The 22,946-nt window shown below is 62.1% G+C and carries 17 protein-coding genes; 12 read left to right on the top strand and 5 right to left on the bottom strand.

Translation table 11 applies throughout. The annotated features are described in order from the left end of the window. The first annotated feature begins 23 nt into the window (after window positions 1-23). The 3 genes from RQX22_RS16245 to RQX22_RS16235 all read left to right on the top strand — a co-directional run bounded on the left by RQX22_RS16245 (window position 24) and on the right by RQX22_RS16235 (window position 5,033). Window positions 24-1,340 (top strand): hypothetical protein, encoded by a 1,317-nt coding sequence (locus RQX22_RS16245; RefSeq protein ID WP_315727747.1) that lies wholly within the window; start codon window positions 24-26, stop codon window positions 1,338-1,340. Window positions 1,341-1,513: 173 nt separating this feature from the next. Beyond that, the gene (locus tag RQX22_RS16240) at window positions 1,514-3,985 is read left to right on the top strand and encodes a DUF305 domain-containing protein (RefSeq protein WP_315727745.1); all 2,472 of its coding nucleotides are present in this window, start codon (window positions 1,514-1,516) and stop codon (window positions 3,983-3,985) included. A gap of 169 nt (window positions 3,986-4,154) precedes the next feature. After that, window positions 4,155-5,033, top strand: a complete 879-nt coding sequence (locus RQX22_RS16235) for a helix-turn-helix transcriptional regulator (protein ID WP_315727743.1) — start codon at window positions 4,155-4,157, stop codon at window positions 5,031-5,033. 9 nt (window positions 5,034-5,042) lie between these two features. Here RQX22_RS16235 and RQX22_RS16230 read toward each other — a convergent pair whose 3' ends face one another. Beyond that, window positions 5,043-5,663: a class I SAM-dependent methyltransferase gene (locus tag RQX22_RS16230; protein ID WP_315727741.1), complete on the bottom strand. Its 621-nt coding sequence runs from the start codon at window positions 5,661-5,663 to the stop codon at window positions 5,043-5,045. Between the two features lie 185 nt (window positions 5,664-5,848). Between RQX22_RS16230 and RQX22_RS16225 the strand changes: the two genes are divergently transcribed. From RQX22_RS16225 to RQX22_RS16190, 8 genes are all read left to right on the top strand, one after another. Further along, window positions 5,849-6,526, top strand: a complete 678-nt coding sequence (locus RQX22_RS16225) for a TonB-dependent receptor plug domain-containing protein (protein WP_315727739.1) — start codon at window positions 5,849-5,851, stop codon at window positions 6,524-6,526. A gap of 217 nt (window positions 6,527-6,743) precedes the next feature. Then, on the top strand, window positions 6,744-8,558 hold the full coding sequence (locus tag RQX22_RS16220) for a TonB-dependent receptor domain-containing protein (protein ID WP_315727855.1): 1,815 nt from the start codon (window positions 6,744-6,746) through the stop codon (window positions 8,556-8,558). A 75-nt stretch (window positions 8,559-8,633) separates the two neighbouring features. Beyond that, window positions 8,634-10,250, top strand: a complete 1,617-nt coding sequence (locus RQX22_RS16215; RefSeq protein WP_315727737.1) for an N-acyl-D-amino-acid deacylase family protein — start codon at window positions 8,634-8,636, stop codon at window positions 10,248-10,250. Window positions 10,251-10,269: 19 nt separating this feature from the next. Next, window positions 10,270-11,796 carry a serine hydrolase gene (locus tag RQX22_RS16210; RefSeq protein WP_315727735.1) on the top strand — a complete coding sequence of 509 codons (1,527 nt, stop codon included), beginning with the start codon at window positions 10,270-10,272 and terminating at the stop codon, window positions 11,794-11,796. Between the two features lie 140 nt (window positions 11,797-11,936). Then, window positions 11,937-12,620 (top strand): Crp/Fnr family transcriptional regulator, encoded by a 684-nt coding sequence (locus RQX22_RS16205; RefSeq protein WP_315727733.1) that lies wholly within the window; start codon window positions 11,937-11,939, stop codon window positions 12,618-12,620. A gap of 370 nt (window positions 12,621-12,990) precedes the next feature. Beyond that, window positions 12,991-14,403, top strand: coding sequence for an amidohydrolase family protein (locus tag RQX22_RS16200; RefSeq protein ID WP_458309544.1), 1,413 nt, complete (start codon window positions 12,991-12,993; stop codon window positions 14,401-14,403). A 316-nt stretch (window positions 14,404-14,719) separates the two neighbouring features. Continuing rightward, window positions 14,720-16,534: a serine hydrolase domain-containing protein gene (locus tag RQX22_RS16195; RefSeq protein WP_315727730.1), complete on the top strand. Its 1,815-nt coding sequence runs from the start codon at window positions 14,720-14,722 to the stop codon at window positions 16,532-16,534. Between the two features lie 55 nt (window positions 16,535-16,589). Next, window positions 16,590-17,795, top strand: coding sequence for an NAD(P)/FAD-dependent oxidoreductase (locus RQX22_RS16190; RefSeq protein WP_315727728.1), 1,206 nt, complete (start codon window positions 16,590-16,592; stop codon window positions 17,793-17,795). Between the two features lie 136 nt (window positions 17,796-17,931). Here the strand turns inward: RQX22_RS16190 and RQX22_RS16185 are convergent, their stop codons facing one another. The 4 genes from RQX22_RS16185 to RQX22_RS16170 all read right to left on the bottom strand — a co-directional run bounded on the left by RQX22_RS16185 (window position 17,932) and on the right by RQX22_RS16170 (window position 21,181). After that, a complete protein-coding gene (locus RQX22_RS16185; RefSeq protein WP_315727726.1) occupies window positions 17,932-18,915 on the bottom strand; it encodes a M23 family metallopeptidase in 984 nt (327 codons plus the stop codon). 82 nt (window positions 18,916-18,997) lie between these two features. After that, window positions 18,998-19,579, bottom strand: coding sequence for a hypothetical protein (locus RQX22_RS16180; RefSeq protein ID WP_315727724.1), 582 nt, complete (start codon window positions 19,577-19,579; stop codon window positions 18,998-19,000). Further along, window positions 19,563-20,075 (bottom strand): RNA polymerase sigma factor, encoded by a 513-nt coding sequence (locus RQX22_RS16175; RefSeq protein ID WP_315727723.1) that lies wholly within the window; start codon window positions 20,073-20,075, stop codon window positions 19,563-19,565. Before RQX22_RS16175 ends, RQX22_RS16180 begins: the two co-directional genes overlap by 17 nt. 137 nt (window positions 20,076-20,212) lie before the next feature. Then, the gene (locus RQX22_RS16170) at window positions 20,213-21,181 is read right to left on the bottom strand and encodes an ornithine cyclodeaminase family protein (protein WP_315727721.1); all 969 of its coding nucleotides are present in this window, start codon (window positions 21,179-21,181) and stop codon (window positions 20,213-20,215) included. Window positions 21,182-21,385: 204 nt separating this feature from the next. On the opposite strand from RQX22_RS16170, the gene RQX22_RS16165 reads away from it, so the two are divergent. Further along, window positions 21,386-22,849 carry a CYTH and CHAD domain-containing protein gene (locus RQX22_RS16165; protein WP_315727719.1) on the top strand — a complete coding sequence of 488 codons (1,464 nt, stop codon included), beginning with the start codon at window positions 21,386-21,388 and terminating at the stop codon, window positions 22,847-22,849. Window positions 22,850-22,946 lie beyond the last annotated feature (97 nt).

Below are 22,946 nucleotides of genomic sequence, written 5' to 3'. Positions count from 1 at the left end.
GCAAAGGCGAGAGGGTAATTGTCATGTCATATGCCGAAGGAAATGGCCTGGGCCGGCGGGAGCTCCTATGGCTGGCGAGCGCGTCGCCGCTACTCGCCTTCAGCGGCCTGCCTGCGCCGGCCACGGCGGCGGCCACGCGAGCCGTCCGGCCGGATGCGGCGTCAGCCAAGGCCACCGTTTATGGACGAATGCTGGGCCTGCCCCGGATCGTCAACGCCGCTGGCGCGGTAACGGCATTCGGCGGAACGACCCTGTCGAAGGAAGTGACCGACGCCATGGCGGAAGCCTCCCGCCATTATGTCGATCTCAACGCGCTATACGCAGCCGCAGGGTCGAAGCTGGCTGAAATCACCAAGGCGGAAGCTGCCATGGTGACCTCCGGCGCCTTCGCCGCCATGACCCTGGCGGCCGCAGCCTGCCTGGCCGGGACCGACAAGGACAAGATTGCGGCCCTGCCCCAGGCCAGCTGGCCGCGGCGGGAAACCGTGATCCAGCGTGCGCATTCCACGCCCTATGACCGCGCCTACCGCAATGCCGGGATGACCAACGTCTACGTGGATACCGAGGAAGAGATGCTTGCTGCCATTGGCGAGCGCACGGCGATGATCGGCGGCCTCACCATGGTCGAAAAGTCGAACCAGCCCGGAATCATTTCTCTCGAGCGGTTGATCGCCATCGGCAAGCGCGCCAATGTTCCAGTCTATCTGGACGCATCTTTCGCCCTCACCCATCTTTCCGACATGTCCAGCCTGTCGCGCTATACGGGAATGGGCGCCGACCTGGTCGGCATCAGCGGAGGGAAGGGCGTACACGGCCCGCAATCCACCGGTATATTGGCAGGCCGCGCCGACCTTGTCGCCGCGGCCAGGCTGCACGCGTCGCCGAACCCGGCCGGCCTCGGCCGCGGGCTGAAGGTCGACAAAGAGGAGGTGATCGGTCTCTTGACGGCCGTCGAGCAGCTCCGCGGCCGCGACAGCCAGGCGCTCTACCGCCGCGACCGCCGGCGGGTCGAAGCCATGCGCGCGCATCTCGCCGACGTGCCAGGGCTGCGGCTTGGATATGAGGAAGCATTTTTCGGACCGGGTCTGGTTCTGATGTGGGACCAAGCGGAAATTCCCCTGACTCACGATCAGTTCCTCGAACAGATGCGCCAGGGCGAACAACCGATCGCGGTGCACGTCGTCGTTGGCCGGACCGTTTACTTCGTCGGCGAGTATACCGGTCCCGGTCTTTTCGCGGGCTATCTCAATGACGGCGAGGAAGAACTGGTCGCCAAACGCGCACGCGAAATCCTGCTTGCCGCGCGCGAACGGAAAGCCGGTGCAACCAGTCAGGCATGATCGGACGGAGCCGCATGATCGGGGAAGCCGGAAGCAGGCCCTGCCCCTCTGCGTTAGAAAGTCTGATCCTGGCACGCCGGATAAGTCATTTGCGCACGCGGCCGCTTTCGCACATGTTCGCCTTTAGGGGGGCGGCAGCGGTCGCCGTCTGCGAGCATGAACGGGAGCAAGGAATGTCACGGTCATCCGAACGCGTCGAGCGCCTTTGCCGGCGGGGCCTCATCATTTTCGGCCTGGCCGCGACGGCCGGCGCGGGATCGGCGCAAGAAGCCCCGATCGTTCAGCCCGGCGCGCCTGGCCAGGCCACCAGGTCACTGAGCGCAGCCGAGGCGGTTCGCATCGCGGACACGCGTTTCTCCCCGGACGACGTGCGGTTCATGCAGGATATGATCCGGCACCATTACCAGGCCGTGCAGATGGTGGCGTTGGTGAAGGACCGGACCAATCGCAAGCCGCTGGTCGACATGGCGGGCCGGATCGATGCCTCACAGGCGGACGAAATCGCGTTGATGCAGAAGTGGCTCAAGGAGCGCGGCCAGACCGCGCCCGACCCCGGTGCAGCGCATGCGATGGGGGCGACCCATGGGGTGCACGAACATGGCACCATGGTGGGAATGGCCACTCCGGAGCAGATGGCAGCCCTGGCCGCTGCCAAGGGCAACGCCTTCGACCGCCTGTTCCTCGAGCGGATGATCGCCCATCACGAAGGCGCCGTGAAGATGGTCGACAATCTGCTGAAGCAGCCGGGATCGGCTTATGATCCGGTCCTGTTCGAATTCACGAGCGACGTGAAGAATGAACAAGGCGCCGAGATCAAGCGGATGAGCGCGCTGCTCGCCCAGCTTTCGGACGATCCGCGATCGACGCTCGCGCCAGGTTTTCGCAACGCCGGACAGGCCATCAGCAATCTTACCCTTGTCGCCAGCCTGCCCAAGCCGGCAGGATTTTTCGATCGCGACAACCCGGCGGGCTTGCCACCGCCGAAGCCGGCCGATCCCGCCAAAGACAAGAAGGACGGAAAGGCGGCGGCCAAGGAGCGCGACGAAACCGATGCCGAATTGAGCGAGAGGTCGCCGCTCCTCAACTTCGCCAACACGGACATGGCCTTTGCGGGCGATCTGCTGGCGGTCGGCAATTATCACGGCTTCAACCTCTATCGCCTGGGCGCCGGGGGCGTACCGCGTCTCATCAGCTCGGTCGTTTGCCCGGGTGGCCAGGGCGATGTCTCGATCGCCGGCAATATCCTGATCATGTCCGTGGAGCAGACCCGCGCGCGTACCGATTGCGGTTTGCAAGGGATAAGCGAAGAGGTGAGCCCCGAACGGTTCCGGGGATTGCGTATCTTCGATATCAGCAATCCTTCGCGGCCCGTGCAGGTCGGCCAGGTGCAGACCTGCCGGGGGTCTCATACCCACTCGATCGTCTCGAGCCCCGACGCGAAGGACGCGATCATCGTCTATAATTCGGGCATTTCATCCGTTCGCGACGATAAGGAACTCAAGGGCTGCGTCGGCGACGTTCCGGGAGATGATCGGACGGCCCTGTTCCGCATCGACGTGATCGAAATCCCCCTTTCCGATCCGTCCCGGTCGCGCATCATCGACAGTCCCGCGGTTTTCGCAGACCGCGAAACCGGGCGGCTCGCCGGTCTCTGGGAAGGTGGCGATCACGGCAAGGATACGCAGGAGACAAGCCGCACCGATCAATGTCACGACATAACGGCCTTTCCGACGCGCAAGCTCGCCGCCGGCGCCTGTTCCGGCAATGGCATCATCTTCGACATCTCGGATCCCCGCAAGCCGCAGCGGATCGACGCGGTCGTCGACAAGGGCTTCGCTTATTGGCATTCGGCGACATTCAACAATGATGGAACGAAAGTCCTGTTCACCGACGAATGGGGCGGCGGCTCGCGGCCGCGCTGCCGCGCTCAGGACCCACGCAACTGGGGCGCCAACGCGATCTACGACATCGTCGACCGGAAGCTGGAATATCGCAGCCACTACAAGCTGACGGCCGCGCAGGGGGACCAGGAGAATTGCGTCGCGCATAACGGCTCGATCATTCCCGTCCCCGGACGCGACATCTTCGTCCAGGCCTGGTACCAAGGCGGCATTTCCGTGATCGATTTCACGGATTCCGCCAATCTCACCGAAATCGCCTATTTCGACCGGGGGCCGGTCGACGAAAAGCATCTGGTGCTCGGCGGATTTTGGTCGGTCTATTGGTATGATGGCCGCATCTACGGGACCGAGATCACGCGCGGGCTGGACGTGCTGACGTTGAAGCCAAGTGCATATCTGACGGAGAATGAAATTGGGGCGGCGAAGCTGGCCGATCAAGGCAGGCTGTTCAATCCGCAGCAGCAATTTCCCGTGACATGGCCGGATCACCCTGTGGTGGCGCTGGCTTATGTCGACCAGCTGAAACGCGGACAGACGCTTCCGCCCTCTTCGCTAGCCGAGCTCGAAGCCATTCTGGCGCAGGCGAAATCGTCCTTCGCCTCTGGGCGGAAAGATCCGGCGCTGGCGAGAAGTATCGAGACCCTGGCGGCAGGATTGCAATCGCGTGGAGCCGACGCGGCAACGGCTCGTCGGATCGCGGCCCTCGAGAAGAACCTGGAAGGAATTGCCGCAAAGCTTCGCTAGGCATTTGAATAGAGCCTCGACGGACGACGTGCGGCCGGAACTGCTCGATCCTGGAGATTGATGCCCGTCTGGAGAAGCCGGAACATTTGCCCTAGAAAGTCGGGTAAGCGGACGGGATCCGGTATCTATGGTTGAAGGCGGCTATCTGACACGGACAGGCTATGAGCCTGTGATTGAAAGCGGAATCGAGATCCTCTCATTCGGCCAGAGCATCTGTGTCGGCATGTCGCGTTACCACCCCACGGAGGAATGCGTCGCGCAGGAAGTCGGCGACGACTGGCTGAAATTTCATTTCCAGCTGCGGGGCGCGGCCCGCTATTCGGTCCCGGGCGAACGCCCGCTCATGATCGACGACCTGACATTCGCGCTCGCGCTTCATGGACAAGGGATCGTCAAATCCGGCTGCATCGCACCGGGACCCGCTTTCGCCGTCACGATCCTGTGCAAGCCGGACATATTGACCGATCGCTTCGGGATGAAGCCCGGCGATATGCCCGGACCGGTTTCCCGTTTTCTCGAGCAAGGCGAGGCCGCCTGGTTCTCCGAGGTCGGCAGGATGACCCCATCCATGGCCATGAGCGTGCGCGCACTGGAAGCCATGGCTTTCGAAGGACCGATGCGAAGGGCCTATGTGGAAGCCCGCGGTGCCGAGCTGATCTGCGAACTCTGGACGGAAATCGCAGGTTCCGCGGCACGGGCGGTGCCGAGGCCGGACGAACGGACCCTGACCAAGGTGGAGCGCACCCGCGACTATATCGATACCCATTTCTCGGAGCCGCTGGCGGTGCAAAGCCTGGCACGAAATGTCGGGGCCAGCGTAACCAGGCTTTCGGAAGCATTCCGGACCGTCTTCGGTATCACGATCTTCGAATATGTCCGGAGCCGCCGGATGGAGGAGGCCCGCCGATTGCTACGGGCGGGACGCCTCTCCGTGACCGAGATCGCGTTCGACGTCGGCTATGAGCATTCGTGCAATTTCAGTGTGGCCTATAAACGGCATTTCGGGATCACCCCGCGGGAGGAGCGGACTCCAGCCGTCCCGCATTGAAGCCGGCGATCATGGCCGGGCGGTCGCTTGGCCTAGCGTCAGATAGGCACCTATCTTGGGCAGCTTCGGCAGAAAGAAGGATCGGCTCCGGCGGGCCGCAAAAGGCGCGCCTTGAATCAATGCCTCCATGTCGCGAGTCAGATGGCAGCCGCCGCCAAGGCATTTCTGCAGAGGATTGAGCCTGCGCTGCCAACGGGCAATACCCGGCTCCGGGCACAGCCCATGTTCCAGGAACAGGAACCGGCCGCCGGGCCGAAGGACACGTGCGACTTCACGCAGGGCCTGCTCCGGATCGGACACGCTGCACAAGGTGAAGCTGCTTACGATCGTGTCGAAGCTCGCATCGGCGAACGGAAGATCCTCCGCCTTCCCCGGATGCGCATGCACCTGCCGGCCCGACGCCAGAATCCGCGGTAGCGCGCGCTTCGCCAATTGCCCGTCCGGCTCGATCACGTGAAGCGAAACGACGCCGTCGGGATAATGGGGCAGATTGGCGCCCGAACCGAAGCCGATTTCGAGTATCTTGCCGGCCGCAGTGGCCAGCGCCTGGCGGCGGGGCCCGAACAGCGCCTCCTGTCCCATGGATCGGTCAAGCAGCGCCGGCAGAATGAAGCTTTTGTACAGGTTCATTATCCTCGCCCTGCTTCCTTTCCGTTACGCCCCTTGCCGAAACGCCCCAACAGCTTCCGAAAATCATAGTGCGCGTAAGAACGGTACATTGTCACCTATTTGACAGAGGCCCGGCAGAACTTGCGTCAACTCTCTCCCGCCAAGCGGAGATTCATCCCGCATCACAATAATTGGGAGGGGGAAACATGATGAGGAAGAGTCGCGAATCGCATAAGAGGAATTTCTTCGCCGGATCGGCACTTTTCACCATCGCCGTCGCATTCGCAGCGCCGTCGTTCGCGCAGGCAAACGATCCACCACCTGCAGCATCGGACGCCGCCCCGGACGAGGGATCGCATGAGATCGTCGTGACCGGGTCGCGCATCGACCGCGCCGGATTCGAAGCCCCGACGCCGACGACGGTGGTCGGCGAGGCCGATCTGCGGCAGGGCGGGCGGACCAACGTCGCCGCGGTCCTCGGGGATCTTCCGCAATTTCGCTATTCCTCCAACCCCGCCATCAATACCGGCAATATCAACACCGGATCGGAAGGATCGGATTTAAGGGGCCTGGGATCCGCGCGCACCCTGCTGCTCCTGAACAATCACCGTTTCGTGGGCGGAGGCGATCTCAACTCCATCCCCTTCTCCGTCGTCGAGCGGGTCGAAGTGGTGACGGGAGGTGCCTCTGCGGCCTGGGGATCCGGCGCCGTCGCCGGCGTCGTCAATCTGATCCTCGACGATGATTATAATGGTTTTCGAGCTGTCGGCGCAGACCGGGCTCTCCACCCACGACGACGGCGCCCAATATACGCTCGGGGTCAAAGGCGGCACCGATTTCGCCGGCGGGCGCGGCAATATCCTCCTCGCCGGGGAATATTATGAATCGAAGGGCATCATTCCACGAACGGCGCGGGACAATGTGGGCCGCTGGGGATTGCTGGCCATCGCCGGCGGTCAGCGGGTGATCGCCCCCGACGTCGGATTCTCCGTGGTGACCCGTGGCGGACTGATACTGTCCGGGCCACTGGCCGGGCAGCAGTTCAATCCCGACGGCACGCTCAGTCCGTTCGCGCCCGGATCGATCGTGTCGGGGCAGCAAATGTCCGGTGGCGACGGCCCTTCTTATGACGACAGCCTTCCTCTCACCTCCCCCGTCAAGCGGGTGAATGTCTTCGGACGCATTTCGTACGACCTGACGGACTCGATCGAGATTTCGGGCGACATGCGCTATTCCAACGTGACGACGCATCATGGCTTCGTGCCGGATCTCGCCTTGCAAGTGATTTCGCCAGACAATGCCTTCCTTCCGGCTGCCGTGCGGAACCAGTTGACGGGGCCGTTCACCCTGGGTCGGTTCAACGACGATTTCGGGCTCATCGAACTGGACGTCAAACGCGAGAACATCCAGGGCACCGTGGCGATCGAAGGCGGGCTTGGAAATGGATGGCGCTGGGACGCTTATTATAGCCACGGCGAGCAGCGTAACATTTCCGGTTTCGAGAATCTGCGGATCGCGTCCAATTATGCGGAAGCGGTCGATTCCGTGATCAACCCGTTGACGGGGCAGCCCATCTGCCGATCGGCGCTCACCGTCCCCACCACCGCCTGCATTCCCATCAATCTCTTCGGCGAAGGCGCACCTTCCGATGCGGCGCTCCGCTACGTGCTGGGCGATGCGCTGACCTCGACCACGGCCAAGCTCGACGTGGGTGCGGTGTCGCTTCGGGGCGAACCCTTCTCGATCTGGGCGGGACCGGTTTCCGTCGCGATCGGCGTGGAAGCGCGAAGGGAGGCATCGGACACGCTGATCGACGATCTGTCCAAATCAAAGCGCTGGGCCAGTCTGATCCTGGCGGAAGAAGGCGGTGCCTTCTCGGTCAAGGAAGCATTCGGCGAAGTCGTCATTCCTTTGCTGCGCGACGTTCCCGGCTTCCAGCTGCTCGAATTCAACGGCGCCGCCCGCATCAGCGACTACAGCACCAGCGGCTCCATCTGGTCCTGGAAGCTGGGCATCAGCAACCAGGTCTTCGACGGTCTCCGCCTCCGGGCGGTCCGTTCGCGAGACATAAGATCGCCCAATATAGCAGAGCTTTTCACCGCCGCCGCGCTCGGGGTCGGCAATGTCTTCGATCCGTTCACCAACCAGACCGTCCAGGTCCAGAGGATCACAGGCGGCAACGCCAACCTAGAACCGGAGCGGGCCGACACCTATACGATCGGCATGGTCTTCGAGCCGAGCTTCGTTCCGGGGCTGAGCCTTTCCGCGGATTATTACAATATCGACGTCGCCGGCGCGATCACCACTCTCAGCACACAGGACATCGTCACGCGCTGCTTCGAGGGCAATGATGCTCTTTGTTCGCAGATCGTGCGGAACGGCCAAGGGCAGATCACGCAGATCTTTGCCACATACATCAACCTGACGACGTTCAAGACCAGCGGGGTCGATCTGGAACTCGCCTATAGAATGCCTATGGAGAAGATCGCCTCCTCTCTGCCGGGCCGGCTGAATTTCCGGGTCCTCGCCAGCTATGTCGACAAATTGGTGAATGACGACGGCGTCACCCGCGTCGACACGATCGGCAATGTCGGCAGCAACGGCGTTCCAAAATGGCGGGGCTTTGCGCGGATGTCCTACGAAAATGAGGATCTCACCCTGGACCTTCGCACCCGTTATGTCGGCGGCGGTAAGTATAATGCCCAGCAGAATATCGTGAACAATGACATATCCAGCCGCCTCTACGTGGATCTGGGCATCCAGTACCGCCTGCCCCTCGACGGCAGCGGCTCCCGCTTCACCCTGTTCGGGAACATATCGAATCTCTTCGACAGGGATCCGCCGATCCTCCCTAACGCTGCATTTTACGATGTGGTCGGGCGCTATTTCACGATAGGCGGACGCGTGAACTTCTGATGTCGGTGGGCCGGCCGGTCGCATCGCGCGCCCATGCCGGCTCACATTTCACCCCCTGCTGCAAAGGCCGGTTCTATGAAGCGATTCTTTCTTTTGGCCGCGGCGGTCATGCTGATCGGCGCCGCACCCGCTTCTCATGATTACGACATCGTCATCCGGAACGGACGCGTGCTCGACGGTGCGGGCAATCCGTGGATCGATGCCGATGTAGCAGTCAGGGACGGCCGCATCGTCCGCATCGGCGCGATCGACGGTCGCGGCGCCAGGGAGATCGATGCATCGGGCCGCTATGTCTCCCCCGGTTTCATCGACATGATGGATCAATCGGGCCGCATCCTCCTCGAAAACGGAGCCGCCGAAAACAAGCTTCGCATGGGCGTCACGACGGTCATTGCGGGCGAAGGCGGAACGCCCGTCGATGCGGCCGAGATACCGGCTTATTTCGATCGGCTGGAAAAGCGGGGAATCGCCGTCAATTTCGCCACCTATTATTCCGCGACCCAGGCGCGCGTGAAGGTGATGGGCAATGAAGAGGGGCATCCGACGGCGGCCCAGATGGCGGAGATGGAAGGCGAAGTGGCGACGGCGATGCGGAACGGCGCCTTCGGCATCTCGACCGCCTTGCTCTACGCGACGAGCAATTTCCAGACTACTGCCGACCTCATCACGCTCGCCAGAATCGCCGCCCGCTGCGACGGCTTCTACGCATCGCATATTCGCGACGAAAGCGAGAAGCTGGTCGAAGCGGTGAACGAAGCCATCGAAATCGGCGAGAAAGGCGGCGTGAAGGTGGAGATATTCCACCTGAAGGGCGCGCATGCGGGTGGCTGGGGGAAACTCATCCCGGCGGCAGTCGCCTCCATCGAGGCGGCGCGCGGACGCGGCGTCGATGTTGCCGCCGACCTTTATCCCTATGCCGCAGCGGGCACGGGCCTGGAGATCACGGTTCCGACCTGGGTCTGGGCGGATGGAAAGGAAAAAGGAATAGAGCGGCTCCGCGACCCCAAGGTGCGCGCGCGCCTCAAGAAGGAGCTGGTCACGGGCTCGCCCGGCTGGTCCAACGTCGTCGCGGCGTCAGGCGGCTGGCAAAATGTCGTCCTCGCCAATGCCCAGGGATCCCGATATTCCCGCTTCGAGGGGCGCAATCTCGCCGAGATCGGCAAGGAATTAGGTCGGGATCCGGTGGATCTTGCGTGGGACATCGTCATCGAGGCCCAGCCCAAGCGCGCCATGGCGCTCTATTTCGTGATGAGCGAGGACGATATCGTCCATGCCATTCGTCAGCCCTGGGTTAGCATCGGCAGCGACGCGAGTTCGGTGATGAAATTGGGTGAAGTGGATGCTCTCGGGCTTGCCCATCCTCGTGCCTACGGGACATTTCCCCGCGTCATCGCCGAATATGTGAAGCGGCGTCAGGTGCTTGGCTTGCCCGACGCGGTCCGCAAGATGAGCGGCTGGCCGGCCCAGCGCATGGGTCTTTCCGACCGAGGCCTCCTCCGCGAGGGGATGCGGGCCGACATCATAATATTCGATCTGGAAGAATTGGACGACGTCGCGGACTGGCAAAACCCTACGGGCGTGCCCACGGGAATCGAAACGGTGATCGTCAACGGACAGGTTACGCTGGACGCGCACGGCCACACCGGCGCCCGCGCCGGCCGCGTATTGCGGCACCCCTGCCCCGGCTCCTGATGCTTGAAGGAATTGCGAGATGAATTTCAAATATTCGAAACTGTCCTTCGTCATCCTGATCCTGTGGTCGGGGCTGACGGCCGCCACCGTCCAGGCAAAGCCGCTCGACGATTTCGGCGCCTATGTCGAAAAGGCACGCAAGGAGTGGCGTATCCCGGGCGTCGCAGTCGCCGTCGTAAAGGACGACAAGATCATCTACGCACGGGGTTTCGGCACGCGAACGGTCGATCGGAAAGAACCTGTCGACGAAAATACGGTCTTCGCGATCGGATCTTCGGGCAAGGCCTTCACGGCCGCTTCGCTGGCCTTGCTGGTCGATGACGGCGAGCTCGAGTGGGACGGGCCCGTCCGATCCTATATGAAATCGTTCGAACTCCACGATCCCTATGTCAGCCGCAACGTGACCGTGCGCGATCTTCTCACCCATCGCACCGGGGTCGGTGGGGCCGGTTTGCTTTGGTCGGGCTCGGGCTTCGACCGCAACGAGCTGATCTATCGTCTTCGCTTCCAGGACCAGTCGATCGGGTTCAGGAACCGGTTCCAGTACAATAATGAGATGTTCATCACAGCCGGTGAGATCGTCCCTGCCGTAACGAACATCAGCTGGGACGATTTCCTGAAACAGCGCATCTTCGGTCCCTTGGGGATGACCCGTACCAATACGAGCGTCCACGACTTTGCCGGCATGGCCAATGTCTCGACCCCGCACATCCTGGTCGACGGAAAACTCGTTCCGATCGAATATCGGGACGGCGACAATGGCGGCGGCGCGGGCAATATAAACTCCAGCGCGCACGACGTCGCTCAATGGCTGCGACTCCAGCTCGGCAAGGGCCTCTATGACGGCAAACGGATCCTTTCCGAAGCCGTGATCGAAGACATGCGCACACCCCAAATCGCGCTTCCCAAAGGCGGCTATAAGGACATGATGCCGACCGCCCATGTCACCGCTTATGGAATGGGCTGGTTCCTCAGCGAATATCGTGGCCGCAAGCTCGTCCAGCATGGCGGCGCGATCGACGGCAATATGGCCAATGTGGCGATGATCCCCGAGGAAAATATCGGAATTGTCGTGCTGACCAACCGTTATCCACACGCCATGGTCTATGCGCTGACCCTTCGGATATTCGACGAATTGCTCGGCGGCGAGAAAACCGACTGGAGCACCATCCTGCTGGACGACTGGAGGAAACAGGGCAAATCGCTGGAAGGTCCTGACCTGGCGCGCGTGACCAGGCCGGACGCGACGCCGCCCAGCCTGCCGATCGCCAGCTATGCCGGCGAATATTCGAGCAAACTCTATGGCGATGTCAGGGTCACGGTAGAAGGCGGCCGGCTTGTCCTCGTCCGCGGCGCGGTAAGCGGCGACCTGGAGCATGACAGCGGCAATCTGTTCAAGTCCCGCTGGCGCAATCCAGGCTTCCTCAGCGTCATGGGTCTCACGCCCGTGGGCTTCTCCATCGGCCCCGCGGCTGTCGTATCGAGCCTGGAATTCGGGGGCGGAACCTATGTTCGAAAGGCCGGGACGGCCAGCGGTGGACGATGAAGGACAATAGCGCCTGTCGCCACTCAGGCACGGCAGGCGGCGCGCGACAGATCCCCGGCGGGTAACCCTTCATGGTCCGGACAAATCTGCTATCCCGACTCGAAACGCAGGATTTCGCTCTACGAAAAAATGGCTCCCCGATGACCTATTCGACGTTCGACATGTTTCAATGGATGGATGCCGAGGCCGCTTCAGCTTTTCAGGAGGCGGCATTCCGCCGCGATTATGCGGCGGGCCAGGTCATTTACCTCCAGGGCGATCATGGCCAAGAGATGTTCAGGCTCGTTTCCGGATCGGTGCGGATGTCGGTCAGCCGCAGCGACGGCCGTGAGATCGTCCATGCCTTTTTCGAACCCGGCGATTGCTTCGGTGACAGTTCGATGGTGGACTTCGGCCCAAGACCGCAGACGGCCGAGGCGCATACGGATATCGTCGTGGACGTCATCGACATGTCGAATTTTGTGCGCCTGCGCGACGCCCATCGAACCTTTGGGGACGCGATGCTCAAGCTTCTGGCCCGCCAGATGCGGGCCGCCTGCATGTATTTCGAAGAAGCGAGCCTCGACGACATGTCGGCACGGGTCGCGCGCCGGATCCTGGACGCGACACGCTCCTTCGGCACCGATGCCGACGGAGGAAAGAGACTGTCGCTTCGGCTGCCGCAGGCGGATATCGCCCATATGGTCGGCGCCTCGCGGCAATCGGTCAACAAAGTCCTGCAGCGTTTCCAATGCGAGGGGCTTATCACGATCGAATATGGCAATATCCTGGTTCACGACCTGGAAGGGATAAGACGCGCCGTCGGATGTGAATTGCCGTCTTGAAGCTGTCGCCAATTTTCGTTTCAGGCATGCCGCATGCTTGAGGAAGCAAAATTTTCCGGGCAAGCATGTGGCAGCAATTGGAATCCCCTCGATGCGAACGGCGCAAGCTGCGTCGTCGCGGCGGGTTCCCATGAAAATGGAGAAGGATGAATGACGAAGCCTCTGCGCAATCTGCTCCTGGGAGTCTGCCTGCTACCCTTGCTCGGCACTGCCCCGGTCGCGGCACAGAATGCCAGCTATGACCTCGTCATCAAGGGCGGACGCGTCATCGATCCGGCGAGCGGGCGCGACGAGGTGGCCGATGTCGGCATCAATGGTGGCACCATCGCTGCGGTCTCGGCCACGCCGCTCGATGGCAAGAGAATTCTAGATGCCAAGGGACAGGTCGTCGCTCCGGGTTTCATCGACTATCATGCCCATGGCCAGGATCCCAGGAGCCAGAGCTTCCAGCTCCTCGACGGCGTCACGACTGCCATGGAAATGGAAATTGGGGTCATGCNTTCTAGATGCCAAGGGACAGGTCGTCGCTCCGGGTTTCATCGACTATCATGCCCATGGCCAGGATCCCAGGAGCCAGAGCTTCCAGCTCCTCGACGGCGTCACGACTGCCATGGAAATGGAAATTGGGGTCATGCCGGTCGCTCAATTCTATGCCGGCAAGCAGGGCAAGGCGCTGATCAATTACGGCGCCACCGCCAGCTTTCTCTGCGCGCGGATCGAGGTGCTGACGGACAAACGCTGCGGCGAGCCCGGCGCGCCTCTCACCGCCCAGTTGGTGATCGCGCCAGCGGCGCTCACCACCTCTGCCAATGAGGAGCAGGAAAGCCGTATCATGGCCGTAATGGACCGCGAACTGGATGCCGGGGCGCTCGGCATCGGCATCGGTCTCGAATATGCACCCGGCATCGGCCGCCGGGAAATCTACAAGTCGTTCAAGACAGCGAAAAAGCACAATGTCCCCGTCTTCGTTCATTCCCGCATGCGCGAGGCAAGCCGCGCCACCGGCATGCCCATTGCGGTGGTGAACGAGTTGATCGCCGATGCCGCCGCCACCGGCGCGGCCCTGCAAGTCGTCCATGTGACTTCGACTGCGCTCGGCGATACGCCGACGGTGGTCGAGATATTGAAGGGCGCTGCCGCCCACGGCGTCGACGTTTCCACCGAAGCTTATCCCTATGAGGCGGGATCGACCGCGCTCGGTTCGGAATTCTTCTCGGAAGGCTGGCAACAGCGTGGCGGCATCACTTACAAGGACATCGTCTGGACGGCGACCGGTGAGCGGCTCACCGAGGAGACGTTCAACAAATATCGCAAGGAAGACCCTTCCGGCACCGTCGTTATCTTCATGATTCCGCAATCCGCGATCGATACCGCCATGGCAGATCCATTCGTCTCCATCGCTTCGGACGGCATGGTGATGAGCGATCCGAAGGTCCATCCGCGCGGCGCCGGAACGTTCAGCCGTGTGCTCGGCCATTATGTGCGAGAGAAAAAGGTCGTGGACCTCAAGACCGCTCTTGCGAAGATGACGATCATTCCGGCGCGCCGCATGGAGCAGATGGCGCCGGCCATGGCGCGCAAGGGACGCATCCAGGTCGGTGCCGATGCCGACATCACCGTCTTCGACCCCGCCACCGTCAAGGACAATGCCACTTATGAAAACCCGCTCCAGGCCTCCAGCGGCTACCGCTACGTCCTGGTCGGCGGCAACGTGATGGTCCAAAACGGCAAGATCACGCCGAACCTCTTCCCCGGCGTCGGCATCAGGCGCGGAGCCAAATAAGCGAGGAAGAGCGGGGCGCGCCTCCCCATATTATCATTCCTCGCCAGACGATCGAAGATTGTCGCCTAACCGACAGTGTTCCGCCTCGGATTATGAAATCCTGTCCCAGGGCAGATGCGTCGACAGACGCCGCACGAGGGGAGAGATGATGCGCTCGATCAGATTTTTGTTGGCTGGCCTGGTCGCGTTGGCTGGCCTCACCGCCGCCGCGGAAAAGACGTTGCCGGCTGCCCCTCCCCCTGCGGCCAAGGAAATCGCGTCGCCATCCTCGGCCCCGCCAACGACCGTACCTTCGCATCCGCCGGCAGGCGTCCCCTTGACGGCCGAGGACCTCAATGCGTGGCTGGACGGCTTCGTGCCGCTGGGCCTCGACAAGGGAGACATTGCCGGCGCCGTGATCGTGGTGGTCAAGGACGGACGGATCCTCACCAAACGTGGCTTCGGCTATGCCGATGTCGCGGCACGAAGGCCCGTCGACCCCGACCGCACGCTTTTCCGTCCTGCCTCGACATCCAAATTGTTCACCTGGACCGCGGTCATGCAACTCGTCGAGCAAGGCAAGATCCACCTTGATGCCGACGTGAACCAATATCTCGATTTCAGGATCCCGCCCCGCGACGGCAAGCCGATCACGATGCGCAACATCATGACGCACACCGCCGGCTTCGAAGAACAGGTGAAATGGATACTCGCGCATGACCGGCCGCCGCCGCATTATTCCGATATCCTCAAGTCCTGGATTCCGGAACGCGTGTTCGCGCCCGGCACGACCCCGGCTTACTCCAATTATGCCACCAGCCTGGCCGGATACATCGTCGAACGTGTCTCCGGCGAACCTTATGTCGACTATGTCGAACGCCACATCTTCCGACCGCTGGGCATGTCCGACAGCACGGGAAGGCAGCCCCTTCCCCCGCGCCTGGCTGCGATGATGTCCAAAGGCTATATGACCGCATCCGAAGAGCCGAAGCCATTCGAGATGGGTGGACCCGTACCGGCGGGAGCCTTCACGACCAGTGGCGCGGACATGGCCAATTTCATGATAGCCCACCTCCAGGACGGCACGCTTGGCTCGGCACGCATATTGAGGCCGGAGACAGCGCGGATGATGCACGATACGGCCCACACAATGGTGCCTGGAGCCCCGCGCATGCTGCTCGGCTTTTACGAGCAGGATCTGAATGGACACCGCATCATCGCCCATGGCGGCGACAGCCTGCAATTCCACACCATGCTCAGTCTCTTTCCGGACGACAATGTCGGCCTGTTCTTCTCCATGAACAGCGCCGGACGGGGCGCCGGAAGTTTGCGTGACGCATTGGTGGAAGGCTTTGCCGACCGCTATTTTCTGGGCCGGCCGGACACTCGCAGGGTCGATCCCGAAACCGCTGCCAAACACGCCCGAATGATGACCGGGCTTTGGGCGAATTCGCGTGCTTCCGCTTCCAACTTCTTCAGCATCACCCAATTGCTCGGGCAGCAGGAGATCAGTGTCGACGGCAAGGGCAAACTTGTGATCGGCAGCGGAGGCGGCGCTGCGCCGAGACCCGAATGGGTGGAGGTGACGCCCTTCGTCTGGAAGGATATGAGAGGCCACGGCACGCTCGCGGCCCAGCTGGTCGGCGGCCAAATCGTCCGCGTCGCGACCTCGCCCGTATCGGTCTTCGACCGGGTCGCCTGGTACAAGTCCGCATCCTGGCTCTTGCCCGCTTTCTATGCCAGCCTTGCCATATTCCTGCTCGCGATCCTGCTCTGGCCCCTCCGTGCCTTGGTTCGCCGACATTATGGGGCAAGCCTGACGTTGGACCGGAAGGCGCTGATCGCCCATCGCCTCACCGGAATCGCGGCAATCCTGTATCTTGCCGTAGTCGGGTCCTGGGCCTCGATCATCGGCCTCAAACTCTACGACCTGAACGAAAGCCTGGATGCGCGGCTTCTATTCACCCAAGTCCTCACCATCATCGTCCTGTTCGGTGGATTCGCTGTCATGACGTGGAATCTCTGGCTCGTCTGGCGCGGCGATCGCAAATGGACGGCAAAGCTGTGGAGCGTGGCGCTGCTCCTGGCCGGGCTGGTCATGTTGTGGATCGGTATCGTTTTCCACCTGCTGGAGGTGGGCACCAGTTTCTGATCGCCGGTGCTGGCCGGCAGGCAGCAGGATTCAAACAAATCGTGAGCGGAGTTGCATGACCATATCGAATAACAGTTTCGACTTCATCGTCATCGGCGGCGGGATTGCGGGCCTTTCAATTGCCTCGGCCCTGGCCGCGACCCACCGGGTTGCCCTGGTGGATCAGGAAGACCAGCCGGGTTTCCATGCGACGGGCCGATCCGCCGCCTTGTTCCTTCCCTTTTATGGGGATTTCACCGTCCGCGCGCTGACGCGGCTCAGCAAGTCCTTTTTCGACCGGCCGCCGGAGGGATTTTCGGCAACTCCTCTACTGTCACCGCGTCAGGTCCTTCTCGTCGCTTCCGAGGCCCAAAAGGAGATGCTGGAGGCTTTCTGGTCGGATCCCGAGACGCGGCTTCATGCCCGACGCCTGTCCGGCGAGGATGCGCGTGCACTCGTTCCGATCCTGCGCCCGGAATATTCGGCCGATGCGGTTCTCGACACCACCACTTCGGATATCGACGTCCATGCACTGCAGGAAGGTTTCATGCGGCGTCTGCGCGCCGCCGAAGCCACGCTGCTGTTCGGCGCCCCGGTGACCGCGCTGGACCGGACCGGACAGGGCTGGCGGGTAACGGCTGGCCAGGCCGTCCTGTCGGGCTCCGTGCTCGTCAATGCCGCCGGCGCCTGGGCCGATGAGATCGCCGCAATGGCCGGTCTCAGCCGGCTCGGGCTCGTTCCCTGCCGCCGCACCGCCATTCTGGTGCCAGCACCGGAGGGCCATAGAATCGGGGGGTGGCCGCTCGTCGGCGATGTCAGCGAAACATTCTATTTCAAGCCCGATGCGGGCGCCCTGATGGTGTCTCCCTCGGACGAGAGTGCGTGCCAGCCTTACGACGCCCAAGCGGAAGAGATCGATGTCGCGATGGCCGTCCACAAATTCGAGCTCGCGACGACAGCGAAAATCGGCCGGGTGACGCATCGCTGGGCCGGCCTCCGCAGCTTCTTTCCCGATCGCCTGCCGACGATCGGCTATGACACCAGTGACACCGGCTTCTTCTGGCTGGCGGGACAAGGCGGCTTCGGCATCCAGACAGCGCCCGCCATGGGTGAATGGGCGGCCTCTCTGGCCAGGGGCGACGGAACGCCGTCCGCTTTCTCGGACGTCGGCCTGACGGCCGATGCCGTCTCGCCGGTCCGGCTGGACGGCATCCCCGCGCATCCGGTTTCCAGCAACCTGGTGCCCGGCATGACCAAGCTCGTCGAAGAAGAGCTTGCGTAAGACGCAGATCCGCAGCTCCCGATCGACCGGCGGGATGGCAGGGCTGGATGTAGCCCCTGATCATTTCTGAGGTGGAAGCGCTTGGCGCTTCCACCTCTGACGTGACTCAGGCCTATCCAAATATTGAGACCATGAGTCAGCGGGCCGGATCGACGAACTGCCCCCGGATCGGCTCTCCGGGCTTGGCGTCGCGCCCGTCCACCTGGATATCGCGGAACAGGGGCGGAATCCCGACGGCATCTCCTCCGAACGTACCCGTCGTCTGCAGGTGGAAATGGACATGAGGTTCGGAGGATCGGCCGCTATTACCGCAGGATCCGACTCTCTGGCCAGCCTTCACCTCGTCGCCCTTTTGCACCAGCACGGACCCGGACTGGAGATGGGCAATGAGGGAATGGACCGATCGCGCATGCTGTATCACGACGTGATTCCCGGCGGCTACCGAAACCGGTTCGATCTTGCCGGGGACATTGTCCTGAATTCCGCTGACGACGGAGGTAACGACGCCGTCGGCCGGCGCGAGCGCAGGCTCGTCCCAGCAATAATAAGACGAATTCCGGTCGGCCGGCCCATCATAAGATCTGCCGTCCTTCACGACGACGAAATCGTAGGCGTAGGTCTGGTCTTTCGCGACGATGTGATAATTGCGGGCTTCGTTGGGTCCGCCCCAAAAGGTGAACCATTGCCCGCGGTTCGGGGTTGAGAAGGGAAGACCGACCTCGAAGCGCTCGCCGGGCGTCGGCGATGGGGCGGCGGCGCGCACGGTCGCGGCCTGGACGATACCTTGACTATCCCACACGAGCGACGTGAGGCCCGCCGGAACCTTGGCGAAATTCGACAGCCGCTGATAGAAAACCAGACCGTTCAGGGTTATGGAAAACTCGTCCAGCACCTTGGTCTCCATACCGAAATGGTCCGTGAGAGCCGGACCCATAGCGGCTGCTCCGCCCCCTTTTTCCATCACCTCCCGCAATTGAGGCGCAGCCGCATCGATCAGCGACTTCATGCTCTGGACGGAAGACCAGGTAGAAAGCGACCGGCCCTTTTCGATCATGGATTGTGAGGAATCCGACGCGGCCGTCGCAATCATGGCGGTGGCGTAAAGTGCCGTTGAAAACATTCGATACTCCTTTCATGGGTTATGGAGACTGCACGCCTCGCCTGATCCGGCAGCGCCCGAGTTGACCGCTTCCGCTCTGTTTTTATCCTTGGGAGCCATCGAGCAGGTCGATTTCGGCCTGCAGCCGCGCTGCTGCCTTGCGATTGAGACGGGCAATGGCCTGGAAGATCACGCCGATGATGACGAGAACTCCGATGGTCGTCGGCACGCCGACCGGCGCGGGTAACCCTTCTCCAATACCGACCGTGAAGACGATCAGACCGGGCACCAGCGGTCCAAGATACCAGGACCATATGCTTCTGAGCGCGTCTCGCTGCCGAACGAGCATGGCGCGATGGAAATCGATCCAGCGGTCAGCGACATGTTCATATTCCTCACGGGAGGCGGAGCGCGCTTGCCGGTGCAATTGCCACATCACCACAAACCCACCCAGCGCACACATGATGGCGCCAAGCCGGACGATAGGGCTTTCGGAAAGAAAACCGATGGCGACATAGGCCGCGGCTGCCGCCCCGCCGGCAATATATTCGATGCGATTGCGCCGCGCGACACGGGCGTCGATACGATTGGCACGATCACGTATTTCAGCGAGCGTCATCCTTTCCTCCTCGTTACCGGAAGGGGCCAGCCACATTGCCTGGAGCTCGTCAGGGGCGTTGGACATCGGCAGGTTCCTGAAACTTCTGGGTGAGTGCGGCCTTGAAGCGGTGGATACGCGTGGCGACGGCGCCGCTTTGAAGATTCACCTCCTCGGCAATGAGGCGTGCATCGGCACCTTCGAGATACATCAGCATGATCTGGCGATCAGGCGGCTCGAGTTGTCGAACGATCTCATAGAGCCGTTCCAACCCGTCACTGACTTCGATCGCCGCCGCTACAGATGCCGCAGGCAAATTCTCGTCCAATGCGATACCCGGCTGGATACGGCGCTCGCGCGCGGCATGGGACGCCGCGACATTGTATCCGACGCGATAGACCCAGGTGGAAAGCGCGCATCGATGGTCGAAGCGCGCCAGGCTTCTCCAGAGAGCGACATGCATATCCTGCAGAAGATCGCGCCTAAGATCGGGATTTGCTTCGAAAACACGCGCAAGCCGAGCCAGGATCGCACCATGATCCTTGGTGGCTTCGAGATAATGATCGTCCTGTTCGACCGTCATATACGGTTAGTGTGCGGCGGGCGAGATTTCTTACAGGCCGGATCCGGCCAGGCCTTCAAAACCCTCATGATTTTCGGCCGCAGCCCGTTCGGCTTGGCCCGCCACCGTCCAAATCTGTCTCAAGTCTTCGCTTCTCTCTAACCGATATCCACTTCGGTTCCGAGGTCCAGAGCCCGTGCGCGCTCCACGGCGAAGGCGGCGATGGCCAAATCCTGAACGCCGATGCCCGAACTGTCGAAAATCGTGATCTGGTCGGCGCTGGTGCGGCCGGTCTGGCTGCCGTTGAGGACGGCGCCGATCGGCGTCACCGCATCCTGGCCGATCAGACCAAGGGCGGCGGCATGCTGGAATTCTCCAAGGACGACGGATTGTTCGGGGAGCTCAGCGAAAAGCGCTGCGCCCAGCGCCAATTGCGGGTCCAGTTCCTGCTTGCCGCGCGCATCAGCGCCCATGGCTGAGATATGCGTTCCCGGCGAGACCCATTCCTTCTGTACGAGCGGCTCCTGCGATGCGGTTGCCGTCACGATAATATCGGCCCCACGAACGGCCTGTTCCAGATCGACGGCCTGGGCATCGAATCCTTGGTCCGACGCGCGCCTTGCGAAAGCAGCTGCCTTGTCCGGCGAGCGGTTCCATACCGAAACGCGCTTCACGTCGCGCACCTCGGCAATCGCCTTGAGATCGTACCAGGCCTGATGGCCGGCACCGATGATCGCCACATGTGAGGCATCCGGCCGCGCAAGCGCGCGTACGCCCACCGCATCCGCGCCTGCCGTGCGCAGGCCATTGATGTGACCCGCCGAAACCAAGGCGACGGGAAAGCCCGTTTCGTCGTCGAGCAGTATGGTGGTCGATCCATGGGCTTCAATTCCGCGCATACTGTTGTCCGGCCAATAGGATCCTATCTTGAGACCCGGCAGCGCTGCCTTCCTGTTGAGTGCCGCTTTGACGCCGAAGCGCGTATTTGACTGGGTACCGTGACACATCAGCACGGGGAAGGCGACGGCATCACCTTCGACCACGGCGCGGAACGCTTCGTCCATCAGAGAAATGGCGTCGGCCAGGGTGACGCTCCGGCGCGCGACGGTTTCGCTGACGATGTACATAAGCTTTCCTTCTTGGATCGATCGCGTGGGCGAAGGGCATCGGGTCGCCCGCTCGTCCACCGCTTATGTCATCGGCGAGTTCGGCCTCAAGAGCTAATCATGGGTGGCGACATTCGAACCGAGCCGGAAGTTGGACCGATAGAATGGCATGGACCCGTGGAAATGGCTAAGGCGTCCGCCCGACGAGGCATTCTTCGGGGCTATATGACGAAGTATCGGGAAGTTGAGCTCAAGCTCGAAGTCGGTGATGCCGGCGCCCTGAAGACCCACCCTTTGCTCCGTGATCGAACCTGCAAGGTGCAAGCCCAAAGCACGATTTATTATGATACGGGCAAAGGCGCACTCGGGAGGGCGGGCTTCTCCCTCCGCGTGCGTTCGTCGGAGGGCAAGTTCATCCAGACGATCAAATATTCCAGGGGAAATGCCGCCGGCATCTTCGACCGTCCGGAATGGGAGACGAAGATAGCGGGCCCCGACGTGGATTTCGACGCCATCGCCCAGACACCGCTCTCCGGGGTCCTGACCAAACGAATTCGAGGCGATCTGCGCCCGCTGGTTACGTGCGATGTCGAACGAACGATCTGGATCCTTTCGGTCGACGGCAGCGAAATCGAAGCCAGTCTCGACGAAGGCAAGGTTCGTGGCGGAGACAAAGAGCAGAGGCTGTGCGAGCTCGAGCTCGAATTGCGGACGGGAGAAGCCGGCGCCCTGATGCAAATCGCACGGCAGCTGGGGCAGGATGTGCCGCTGAAGATCGGAGTCATGACGAAGGCGGAACGCGGCTTCGCTCTGGCCGACGGCACGATCGATTCAGTCCGAAAGGGTGGCACGATCCGGATTGCCCCCGCCATGGACGTGGCCGAGAGCTTCGTCGTGATCGCTCACGCGTGCCTGAAGCATTTCCGGATGAACGAATCCTTGGTTGCCGAGCGTCGGGACGCGGCAGCCCTCCACCAGGCACGGGTCGCCATGCGCCGTCTCAGGTCGGCATTCTCCTTGTTCGGGCCTGTCGTGCAGGACGATGAATCGGTCCGCATTCGCGAAGAGCTTCGATGGTTCACCGGCCAATTGGGCGCTGCGAGGAATCTGGACGTCCTTCTGAAGCGCTGCGAAGGCGGCGGCAAAGCGGAATTGGAGCGGCGTCTGCGCGCGGCGCGGGAAGACGCATATGACTCGGTGCTGGCAACGCTGAAGTCGCAGCGCTTTCGGAACCTGATGCTCGATCTCCTCGGCTGGCTTGAGTTCGGCCGCTGGCGAAGCGATGAAGATGCTGGGGCGCCGATAGAGGAATTTGCCCGCAAGCGGCTCGATCGCCGGTGGCGCAAGATCAGGAAGGCAGGTCGCGACCTTGCCGCGCTTGGGGAGGAACGGCGCCACCGCACACGGATCAACATCAAGAAGTTGCGTTATGCGGTGGAATTCCTTGACGGCCTCTACGAGAAGAGAAAAAGAAAAGTGGACGCCTTTCTGGACGCTCTGGCACAGATGCAGGAGGAGCTCGGCTTCTTGAATGACATTGCCACGGCGCGCGTCTTGTTGGCGGACATCGCCGGTACCGACCAGGATCTGATACCGGCCCCCGAGCCGGAAGAAATAAGTCGCCACCTGGCGGCGGCCCAGAAGGCCTATGCCGAACTCGACAAATCAGGCCCCGTCTGGCGGCAATGAGCAGCGAGCCCGGCTCGTATCGCTGCTTCTTGGTATCGGCCGCCTTAATCCCTATATCTATGGGATCACCTGATCCTCCCGCAAGCATCCTGTGACA

It is taken from the genome of Sphingosinicella rhizophila (assembly GCF_032378825.1).
GTDB lineage: Bacteria > Pseudomonadota > Alphaproteobacteria > Sphingomonadales > Sphingomonadaceae > Allosphingosinicella > Allosphingosinicella rhizophila.
The sequence above is the reverse complement of the archived record's forward strand: the minus strand, read 5'-3'. Positions and strand labels throughout refer to the sequence as shown.

Excerpts from the sequence above, each read along its gene's own strand:
- RQX22_RS16245 (WP_315727747.1), top strand. The coding sequence starts at position 24 with ATGTCATATGCCGAAGGAAATGGCCTGGGCCGGCGGGAGCTCCTATGG.
- RQX22_RS16240 (WP_315727745.1), top strand. The coding sequence starts at position 1,514 with ATGTCACGGTCATCCGAACGCGTCGAGCGCCTTTGCCGGCGGGGCCTC.
- RQX22_RS16230 (WP_315727741.1), bottom strand. The coding sequence starts at position 5,663 with ATGAACCTGTACAAAAGCTTCATTCTGCCGGCGCTGCTTGACCGATCC.
- RQX22_RS16225 (WP_315727739.1), top strand. The coding sequence starts at position 5,849 with ATGATGAGGAAGAGTCGCGAATCGCATAAGAGGAATTTCTTCGCCGGA.
- RQX22_RS16220 (WP_315727855.1), top strand. The coding sequence starts at position 6,744 with ATGTCCGGTGGCGACGGCCCTTCTTATGACGACAGCCTTCCTCTCACC.
- RQX22_RS16215 (WP_315727737.1), top strand. The coding sequence starts at position 8,634 with ATGAAGCGATTCTTTCTTTTGGCCGCGGCGGTCATGCTGATCGGCGCC.
- RQX22_RS16210 (WP_315727735.1), top strand. The coding sequence starts at position 10,270 with ATGAATTTCAAATATTCGAAACTGTCCTTCGTCATCCTGATCCTGTGG.
- RQX22_RS16205 (WP_315727733.1), top strand. The coding sequence starts at position 11,937 with ATGACCTATTCGACGTTCGACATGTTTCAATGGATGGATGCCGAGGCC.
- RQX22_RS16190 (WP_315727728.1), top strand. The coding sequence starts at position 16,590 with ATGACCATATCGAATAACAGTTTCGACTTCATCGTCATCGGCGGCGGG.
- RQX22_RS16185 (WP_315727726.1), bottom strand. The coding sequence starts at position 18,915 with ATGTTTTCAACGGCACTTTACGCCACCGCCATGATTGCGACGGCCGCG.
- RQX22_RS16180 (WP_315727724.1), bottom strand. The coding sequence starts at position 19,579 with ATGTCCAACGCCCCTGACGAGCTCCAGGCAATGTGGCTGGCCCCTTCC.
- RQX22_RS16175 (WP_315727723.1), bottom strand. The coding sequence starts at position 20,075 with ATGACGGTCGAACAGGACGATCATTATCTCGAAGCCACCAAGGATCAT.
- RQX22_RS16170 (WP_315727721.1), bottom strand. The coding sequence starts at position 21,181 with ATGTACATCGTCAGCGAAACCGTCGCGCGCCGGAGCGTCACCCTGGCC.
- RQX22_RS16165 (WP_315727719.1), top strand. The coding sequence starts at position 21,386 with ATGACGAAGTATCGGGAAGTTGAGCTCAAGCTCGAAGTCGGTGATGCC.